Raw genomic sequence first — 9011 nt, 5'->3', positions numbered from 1 at the left:
CGCGAAACCAGACCTTCTCCGAAAGCGAATCCTGTTGAGTGACTGAGCAGCTCGGCCAACCGCATCACGAAATTTGTGCCAGATCCATTTTTCACATGCCGCCGACAATGTTCTCACTCGGGATATGTCGGTTCGACGGGGTGCCGGAATTCCTTTAGCGCCGGATCTTGGGCGACTGTCCCTCAACCCCCGGGGTGGCCAGATCTTCGAACAGAAGCTTGTCCGCGAGCGTGTGCTGCGGGGTGTCGATCGTGGGAGAAGCGATCGGTTGCGGTGCGCTCGCACCGGCGTGCGGGTGTCAGTTGCGGGTCTTGGCAAGCATTTCGACGATCTCGGTGGTGGAACCGGTCTGGCCGAGCAGCGGGAAGATCCGTTCGATGCTGTTTCGGTGTGCCTCGATATCCAGATCGGCCATGGCGTCGGTCGCGAGCGTGACGTGGTAGCCGTGTTCGTGGGCGGCGCGGGCAGTCGACTCCACGCCGATGCTGGTGGTGAGCCCTGCCAGCACGATCTGTGTGACGCCGCGGCGGCGCAGTTGCAGGTCGAGGTCGGTTCCGTGGAAGGCACCCCAGGTGCGCTTGGTTACGGTGATGTCGTCAGGGTGGCCGGCGAGGTCATCGACGATGACATCCCAGCCTTCGGGCAAGGATCCGGGTCGGCTCGGAATCTCGCTGCGACCTGGAGCGGCATCCGATCCATCCGCACGCGCCGTGACCCGCACCAGGATGACCGGGGCGCTGTGTTCGTGGAAGGCGCGGGCCAACTCGACCGCTCGGGCCAGCACCTCCGGGCCGGTGTGGGGGGCCGTGGGAGCGTTGATGATGGCGTTCTGCAAGTCGATGATGACCAGCGCGCTGGACGAGTCGAGTGCGGTGATGGTCATGGATTGTGCCTTTTCTGCATGGGCGGCTCAGCCGCGGGTGTCTCATGTGTGGCTCGGGGCCAGTTCTTGCTGTTGTTGCGTGGCTGGTATCTGAAAGCTGTTGGAGGCCACTTCACTTGGCTTCATGCGAAGCATCTGTTGCCTGTGGTTGGGCATGGGCTGTCGCCACCGCGAGCTCGGGTGTGAGTGGGGAATCCTGGTGGCGGGGTAGCAGCAGCGGGCTGCCGAGGATCAGCAGTCCCGCGACCGTGATGGCCGTGCGTGGGCTGGTGGCATCGGCGAGCAGTCCGCCGAGCGCGCTGAGAACGGCGATGGCGGCGCTGCTGCTGATCGACCAGGCCGACAGGGTCCGGGCCACGCGGTCCTTGGGTGTGTGTTCGAGTCGATAGGTGGCCAGTACCGGGTTGTACAGGCTCATGCTGATGATGATCGCGAGCTCGATAGCGATCACCGTCGCGAGGCCGGCTACACCGGGCTGGACGAAGGCGAGGCCGATCAGCCAGACCGCGCGCAGCGTGCCGACGGTGCGGAGGATCCGGTGCTGGCCGTACCGTGCCACGACACGGCCGGCGAGACGTGAGCCGATGAGCCCGCCGAGGCAGGGGGCGGCGAAGGCCAGGCCGTACTGCCAGGGCGGGAATCCGAGCTGGCGCAGCAGCAGCACCGCCAGCAGCGGTTCGGTGGCCATGATCAGTCCGCTGACGAGCAGTTGGTTGAGGTAGAGCGCCCGTAGGCCGGGATGAGCCAGCAGGTGCCGCCAGCCGTCGAACAACTCTCCGGCCCGGACCCGGTGCTTGTCGGTTCGCTGCGGGTGTTCTTCTCGACCGCGAATCGCGGTGACTCCCAGCGCGGAGAGCAGATAGCTGAGCGCGTCGGCCACCACGGTGGTGACCGGCCCGAACAGGCCGATCGCCGCCCCACCCAATGGCGGCCCGACGGCGATGGAACTCCAGTTCGTGGACTCGAACCGCGCGTTGGCCACGAGCAGGTCCTCCGGCCGCACGAGGGCCTTGAGGTAGGCTCCGCTCGCCGCATTGAAGGCGATCTTGGCCGCGGCAATCACGGCCGAGACGACCAGCAGTTGGACGAAACCGAGCCGGCCGAAGGCGTAGGCGACCGGGATCGTCATCATGACCGCGAACCGGGCCAGATCCATCGTGATCATCACCGGTCGCTTGCGCCGAAACTCCACCCACGGCCCGAGTGGCAGCGCGATCAGCGCACCCACTGCCGGCCCCACCGCTGACAGCACGGACACCTGAAGGGGGCTCGAGTGCAACACCAGCACTGCGATCAGCGGGAACGCACCGAACCCCAGCCCGGAGCCGTAGGCGCTGACTGCGTAGGCCGCCCACAGCCATCCGAACTGCCGTCCCAGGGATCGTCTGGCCACCAAATCCATACCTCCCGCTTCGAACAACTCCTTGTTGATGGCTGTGATCAAAGCAAGGCCGAAGCGGCGGAATCAAACAACTGAGCTGGCGGCGAGCCACAACCGTATGTTGTGCCGGTAAGGTTGGTGCCGTGGATCTCAACGCCGTGCGGACCTTCGTCGCCGCCGCGGACGCCGGCCAGTTCCAGGAAGCCGCCGCGGAGCTGTCGATCACTCAGCAGGCGGTCTCCAAGCGCATCGCGACTCTGGAGAAATACCTGGATGTGCGCTTGTTCGCCCGCACGGCCCGCGGCGCCCAGCTCACGATCGACGGCCAGGCATTCCTGCCCCACGCGCGTGAACTGCTCCGGGTCGCCGACCGGGCCGACGCCTCCGTCCGCCCTGGCCGGCGCGTACTACGTGTCGATGTCATCGCTCGGCGCGTCGTCACGGCAGTACTCCTGCAGGACTTCCACCGCACGCATCCCGACATCGAGCTGGACGTCGTCACCCTCGACGCCGACCTCGACGCAGCGATCGCCGCTGTCGAAGCGGGAACGATCGATGCCACCTTCCACGCCGTCCCCCCGCAGCAGCATCTGCCCACGATGATCAGCACCGCCCGAGTGATCGACGAGCCGCACCAGCTGCTCGTCGGCCCCCGCCACCCTCTCGCCAACGCCCGCACCATCGCGCCCACGCAACTGGCCGGACACCGAATCTGGATGCCCGGCCTTCCTGCCCGCGGCGAGGTGGCCGACTACTACGCCGAACTCACCACCACCTTCGGGTTCACCATCGACGTACTTGGCCCCGTCTTCGCGAAAGAGGCCCTGCTGGACGAGATCGCCGACTCGTCGGACCTGGCGACCCTCATCGGCGAAGGCTCGCGATATCTGTGGCCAGACAACTACGACCTGCGGCGCATACCGCTGCGTAACCCGGCACCGGTTTACCCGATGTCGATAATCTGGCGCGACGACAACCCCCATCCCGCGCTCACCAAACTCCGCGACCACCTCCACTCCAGACGACCGGTCGCATCCGTCACCGAGGTCTGGATACCGAAATGGACGCAACGCATCCAGCGCACTACGGCGACATCCAGCTGATCGGGGTTCCGGTAGTAACCGCCGAGAATCCAACGAAGTTGGCGGAAACCGACCGTCTGACGAACCCGAACACCTCCTCCATCGCGACCAGGTCGCCGAAAGCGTTTCGAGCAGCGGCGTGCCTGTGGCTCAGCCGGTGACGGTGTCGGCGGCCATACGCCGACGCGCCCTCATCACACACAGCCGCACACGAAACCACCAGCAGCCCAACATCGTTGCCGAATCCATCCTACCGGCATCAGAACAACCAGACCGCTCAGTAGATCGCTAAGAGCTACTTCTCGCACGACTGTCCCTCACGGGCCGCACGGCGCTCGAGCAGTGGCCCGCCGCGCCGGGGCGCGAGGACGGCACGACGGCGCTATGACGTATCGGGGGGAGGTGACGGGGGAGACTTCACACGGTGACTACCTGCACGTGACCGTGATGAGGGTGGCCCTTGCGGTGTTGCAGTTCGCCGCAGGGGCGGGCATGTATCACCAGCTCGGCTCGATCTCGGCGGGGACGGCGGTGCCGGGCGCAGTGCGCGCCTGGGCGACGGTGACATTGTTCGTGCTGGCCGCGGCGGCGGGTGCGATGACGGCCAGTGTCGGGCTGGGCCGGGCGGCCGAACATCTCGGGGCACACCGGTCGTGGAATCTGTCGCTGCTGTTGCAGTTCGCGGGGATGTTGGCGTTGTGTGTGGCGCTGATGATCGCCGCGCGGACCACGTGAGCGGCGCTGCGGCGGCGGAGCATGGCACCAGCTTGCCGAGTTCCGGCTACGCACGAGCGAATCCCCCGAGTGGACGTTTGTCTATGACGTGGCGTGCCATTGTTTCGCGGCGGCGGGTCTTCGCGCGCGGTGTGTGGGGTGCGACGGCCCGGACGCTGCGGGGACGGCGTCCGGGCCGTGCGTCCCGGGCATTGCATGCGCTGCCCAACGCGACTGCTGGGCACCGGCGGTCCTACGGCGTCACCGGCGGCGGGAGTCTGAGGTCCGCCGCCCGCGACGCGGGGGGTGCATTCCCTGCTCGGTGCCGCGCGCAGCGCGCCGCACAGTGCCCGGGTCATTCCGGCGCACCCGGGAGTGCGCCGGTGCCAACGAGTTTCGCGGACCTGCGGCGTGCAGGCATTTCGGGGAGGCCGGTAGGCACGCGAGGTCGCTGGCTTGGCACTACCGGTCGGTCTGGAGTTCGAGTGGTCGCGGCTTGTCGTGTGAGCCGGGCCCGGTTGCCCTCGTAGAGTTCGTGGTGATGAGCGAGATGCGGACGTCGGCGTCGAGTGAATTCGATCGGCGATGGGGACCGCGGGTGCAGCACACGGTGCTGACCTTGCTGGCGGGGTTGACGGTGATGGTGGGATCGGTGGCGGTGTCGCTGCTGTCGGTGCCGATGGCCTGGGGCACAGCGGCTTTCGTGCTGGTGTGGGTGCTGGTGGCGATGATATTCGGCTCGGGCCCGACCCGGGTGCGCATGGCGGGTCTCGCGGGGGAGGCGCGAGCGTGCTTGGGGGCGTTGGGATTCGTGCGGCCGCGCTTTTCGTTCCCGAGTCCGGGGCGGGCGGTGGTGTTGTGGTGTGTGCTGGTGCCGCTGCTGGTCGGCGTGGTCCACTACGGGGTACAGGAGTGGCTGATTGATCCGTGGCTGCGGTGGCTTCCGCGGTTGTCGCCGGATCAGGTGGCGGCCAAACGAGCACCGGGTCACGGTGAGCACCCGTTCGGGGCTGCTGTCGGCGGCGGTCCTGGTGCCGTTGTTCGGCGCGGCGCTGCCCGAAGAAGTGCTGTTCCGGTCGCTTCCGCTGTCGATCGCGCGGCATTGGCCGCGAAGGTACGTGCTGATCGTGGTGGTGAGCGCGGGTCTGCTCGCGCTGTTTGCGTTCACGCACATGCAATACGGCTGGTTGAACGTGATCTCGGCGAGCGTGGGCGGCGCGATATACACCGCGTTGGCCACCTACACGGGGGTCGAGGAACATCGGAGGTCGACTCTCGAAACTATGCGCGGTACCGACGACTTCGAAGGCTCGCCTGGCCGCAAACACCAGGTCGACTCGCGCTACCGCCGGATTCCGCGCCACTGTTCCTCATGCCCTGGTGAGGCGCTGCGGTAGCCGTGGACGTACATCGACGTGTAGCGCCCCCGCCTGGGCGCGCGGCGGTCGGTGAAGCGGACGTACCGCTCATCTAACCCTAACCCCCGCCTGTCTTTCCCCGGCGAGAATGCCGCCGCACGGCTTCATACCCCATGAGCGGCAGTATGACCCGAGTGCCCGACACGATCGGCCGGTCAGCGAGATGTTCGGCGACAACCTGTGTAGCTGGGATGGTTCTCTGCGTTTGCTCGACGTGGAGGAGCCGCCCCTGTGGTTTACGGGGGCGGCTCCTTGGGGTTGTCTCAGGCGGTGAGGGTTTCGTCCGGTTTGGTTTCTTCTGGGGCAGGGATGGCCTGGCGCAGGGCTTCGGGGAGGGGCTGGCCGTTGGGGGCCAGTTCCTGGTAGCCGATTTTCTCGCCGGATTCGGAGGCCGGCGGGTACTGGCCGGTGCGGTAGATCTTGGTGCGGAAGGGGAGCTTGCCGTCGGTGCTGACCATGGCACCATCGGCGCGGACGGGCAGCAGCTCGTGGCGTTCCATCCACAGCGCGCCGCTCGAGCGCGGCGGGATGGTCAGCTGCTGGGTGATGGTCGTGCTCTCCATCGAGGTCACGCCGTAGCGGCGTTCGTAGCCCAGCTCGATCGCGGTGCTCACCGAGGACTCCATGGTGGTGGACACGCCCATGCCGAAGGGTTTGGCGCTGGCCTCGACGCCCATGCTGAAGCCGACGGTGATGCCGGTGGTCTCGCTGAAGGATTCCTCCATCGATGTGGAGACCCCGGTCTCGATGGCCTCGGAGGCGGTTTGGGACTCCGAGCCGTGCTCGTTGTCGCGGAACAGGATCAGCTCGTAGTGGCGCTTGCGCCGCAGCTTGTAGAAGGGCGAGTTGTCGACCTTCCACTTCTCGTCCCGGTCAGTATCTTTGACCATGAAGTAGGGCACGGTGACGATCCGGTCGGTGACCACCGTCTGCTCGGGCGGCGCGTCGTAGCTGTGCAGCACCGGCAATTCCGGGTCGGGCCCTTCCTCCACGACCGCGGGCAGGTCCAGCACCCACGTCACGGCCGTCGGTGATGGACGGTCCCATCCGGTAACGGCGGTGTGCAGGCCGGTGGGAACGTAGAGGTGCTCGTCGAGGTCGCCGTTCGGGTACGGGGGCGCCACGATGGTCCACCCCGACACCAGGCCACCGTAATTCAAGGCGAACAGCGGACCACGGCTCGTCTCGCCCTCGCGCACCAGATCCCGGCCCTGGTGGGTCTTTTTCACACAGACCATCGCATCGGCGGGCGGCTTGTCGGTTCCGCCCTGGAAGTAGTCGCCCAGTGCCACATAGCCCGCAGGCGGTATGGGCCGCCACAGCGACGCGAAACGATAGGACGGGTACACGAAGTACGACCAGATCAGCTCATAGTCGACCGGGGGCCGCAGAAGCCCGGCCGATGACGCGTCCTTGACGATCAACCCACCGTGCTTGCCTCGCGGGTCATACTCGGATCCGGCTCCTCCGCCGGTCCAGTACGTCCCCAGGACCGACCACCCCGCCGGGGCGATCGGGCGCCAGAATCCCAAGGTGGTCTCCCCGAGATGAGTGTTGAATCTCTGCTCCACGAAGTTTGTGGTGAAACCGAGCTCCAGGTCTCCGTACCGCTGTGAGATCACAGGATCTTCCTTTCTGTCAGGCTGTGAGGCCGTGCGCTGGGTGTCGCAGAGTCCAGTGCGTAGGAGCGGGAACGGTGGTTGGCGGTTGCGAGCTTTTGCTCGACAGACATCACGGACTCCCCTGTTCATCGGCTGCCGTCACCAACGAAGCCCTGGTAAGAAACGCGAATCGAGCCCCGCCAGCGCATCGGTACCCGGCCGCGCGGAACCACACACCGCGGCCGATCAGAACGCGCACCGAACCACCCCTGGCCCGGCACCCGCATCCAGCAACAAGCATGCCCCCCAACAGCTTTGCGCGAAGCAGATTCCGGCGAAACGGACCCTCAGCCGCCCCGCCGAGCCGGCATGCGGGGTCCAGTTGAGCGAAGACTGGCGTCAGCTGTGCTGTCTCGTGAGATTGGTGTCAGTAGGCGGGCGCGGCGGTAGATCGTCGGTGTCGTGAACCAGCCAGCGTAGGAACGCCACCACATGCGCGTTCAGGTTCGAATCGACCTGCCTCACCGAAACGCACCCCTGACCCCCCACGGCCGCCGACGACTGTGTGAACGCGTCGATGCCGGCCGACCTATCGCCCATGTCCCGGCCGAAGCCGGGATCTCACGCCGCTGCCTGGCCAAATGGCACGCCCGCTGGCGCGAACACGGAACCGCCGGACTCGCCGATCGTTCCTGCGCACCGCGGGCCAGCCCGAATCGCACCAGCGACGACATCGCCGACCTGATCGAACACCTGCGCCGCACCACCAAGTTCGGTCCCGCACGCATCGCCGCAGTGCTGGAGACCGATTACGGCATCGTCGTGGCACCGGCGACCGTGCATCGAATCCTGGTGCGCCGCGGCCTCAACCGACTGGCCGACCTCGACGCGCCGACAGGCACCACCTTGCGGAAGGTGGTGCGCTACGAGCACACCGAGCCCGGCAGCCTGATCCATGTCGATGTCAAGAAACTCGGCCGCATCCCGACCGGCGGCGGTTGGTGGGCCCACGGCCGCGGCGGCCCGAATGCGCTGGCGTCCAAACGCGTCGGCGCAGGGACCGGCCGCGTCGGCTACACCTACCTGCACACCGCCCTCGATGACCACTCCTGGCTGGCCTACACCGAAGCCCTCGACGACGAGAAGGCCATCACCGCCGCCGACTGGTGGCTGCGAGCAGTCGGGTTCTTCGCCGAACACGGCATCACCGAACTGCGCCGGGTGCTCACCGACAACGGCTCCTGCTACCGGTCGCGGCGCTGGGCGGCTGTTCTGGAATGCACTGGGACGGTTCACAAACGGACCCGTCCCTATACGCCCCGCACCAATGGAAAGGTCGAGCGTTCCAATGGCACCCTGGCCCGGGAGTGGGCCTACGTCCGCGAATACGACTCCGAGCAGACCCGCCGGGCCGCGCTGGTCGATTTTTTCAACCACTACAACCACGATCGCCCCCACGCCGGCATCGGACACCAGCCCCCGATCAGCCGCGTCCCGCTGCGCACCTACCGACTCACCGACACCGGAATTACCGTCCCCGTCACGGCGACGTTCGCGCCGGAACAGCTCGCCCTCGATCTCGATGCCATGGGACCAATGTCCTGAGACATCACAGTTAGCGCGCCTGCGGCGACTTCTCTGGACGGCTGTCGTGTCGCCTGGTGAGGAGTGAGAGTCGTTCGCGTGGAAGGAGTTTCAGCCGCCTGCCCATTTCTGCGAAAACTGGCGCTTAGAACTCCTAACAGAATGGGGCTGGTGGGGGGAATGATGCGAGATCGGTTGGTGTTCTTGTTGTGTCGCCTGTGACTGGAGGTATACGACGGCACAACGTAGGCCTTGGGAGATCGATGATCGGTTGTGGGAGCGTGTGGAACCCCTGCTGCCGGTGGTCCCCCGCAAGGCACGCCATCCCGGCCGCAAGCGGCTCGACGA

7 protein-coding genes and 1 pseudogene are annotated in these 9011 nt (G+C 66.5%); 4 read left to right on the top strand and 4 right to left on the bottom strand.

The features are described from left to right. Window positions 1-298: 298 nt before the first annotated feature. Together ACIRRA_RS44975 and ACIRRA_RS44970 are read right to left on the bottom strand one after the other, a co-directional pair. Entirely contained in the window at window positions 299-883 is a 585-nt protein-coding gene (locus ACIRRA_RS44975) for an isochorismatase family protein (RefSeq protein WP_402781962.1), read from the bottom strand. Between the two features lie 112 nt (window positions 884-995). Further along, the gene (locus ACIRRA_RS44970; protein ID WP_402781959.1) at window positions 996-2285 is read right to left on the bottom strand and encodes an MFS transporter; all 1290 of its coding nucleotides are present in this window, start codon (window positions 2283-2285) and stop codon (window positions 996-998) included. Window positions 2286-2407: 122 nt separating this feature from the next. Here ACIRRA_RS44970 and ACIRRA_RS44965 point away from each other — a divergent pair, with 122 nt between their 5' ends. Together ACIRRA_RS44965 and ACIRRA_RS44960 are read left to right on the top strand one after the other, a co-directional pair. Next, a complete protein-coding gene (locus ACIRRA_RS44965) occupies window positions 2408-3367 on the top strand; it encodes a LysR family transcriptional regulator (RefSeq protein WP_402781956.1) in 960 nt (319 codons plus the stop codon). A 363-nt stretch (window positions 3368-3730) separates the two neighbouring features. Further along, on the top strand, window positions 3731-4081 hold the full coding sequence (locus ACIRRA_RS44960) for a hypothetical protein (protein WP_402781953.1): 351 nt from the start codon (window positions 3731-3733) through the stop codon (window positions 4079-4081). A 441-nt stretch (window positions 4082-4522) separates the two neighbouring features. Here ACIRRA_RS44960 and ACIRRA_RS44955 read toward each other — a convergent pair whose 3' ends face one another. After that, the gene (locus tag ACIRRA_RS44955; protein ID WP_402781950.1) at window positions 4523-4822 is read right to left on the bottom strand and encodes a hypothetical protein; all 300 of its coding nucleotides are present in this window, start codon (window positions 4820-4822) and stop codon (window positions 4523-4525) included. Between the two features lie 230 nt (window positions 4823-5052). On the opposite strand from ACIRRA_RS44955, the gene ACIRRA_RS44950 reads away from it, so the two are divergent. After that, entirely contained in the window at window positions 5053-5457 is a 405-nt protein-coding gene (locus ACIRRA_RS44950) for a CPBP family intramembrane glutamic endopeptidase (RefSeq protein WP_402781947.1), read from the top strand. Window positions 5458-5741: 284 nt separating this feature from the next. Here ACIRRA_RS44950 and ACIRRA_RS44945 read toward each other — a convergent pair whose 3' ends face one another. Further along, entirely contained in the window at window positions 5742-7100 is a 1359-nt protein-coding gene (locus tag ACIRRA_RS44945; RefSeq protein ID WP_402781944.1) for a Vps62-related protein, read from the bottom strand. Window positions 7101-7595: 495 nt separating this feature from the next. On the opposite strand from ACIRRA_RS44945, the pseudogene ACIRRA_RS44940 reads away from it, so the two are divergent. Further along, window positions 7596-8573, top strand: a pseudogene (locus ACIRRA_RS44940) (IS481 family transposase); the annotation flags it as partial. Window positions 8574-9011: the final 438 nt, after the last annotated feature.

The sequence above is a fragment of the Nocardia sp. NPDC101769 genome, from assembly GCF_044766925.1.
Taxonomy (GTDB): domain Bacteria; phylum Actinomycetota; class Actinomycetes; order Mycobacteriales; family Mycobacteriaceae; genus Nocardia.
Note: the sequence above shows the minus strand (reverse complement) of the source record. Positions and strands in the feature narration are given on the sequence as shown.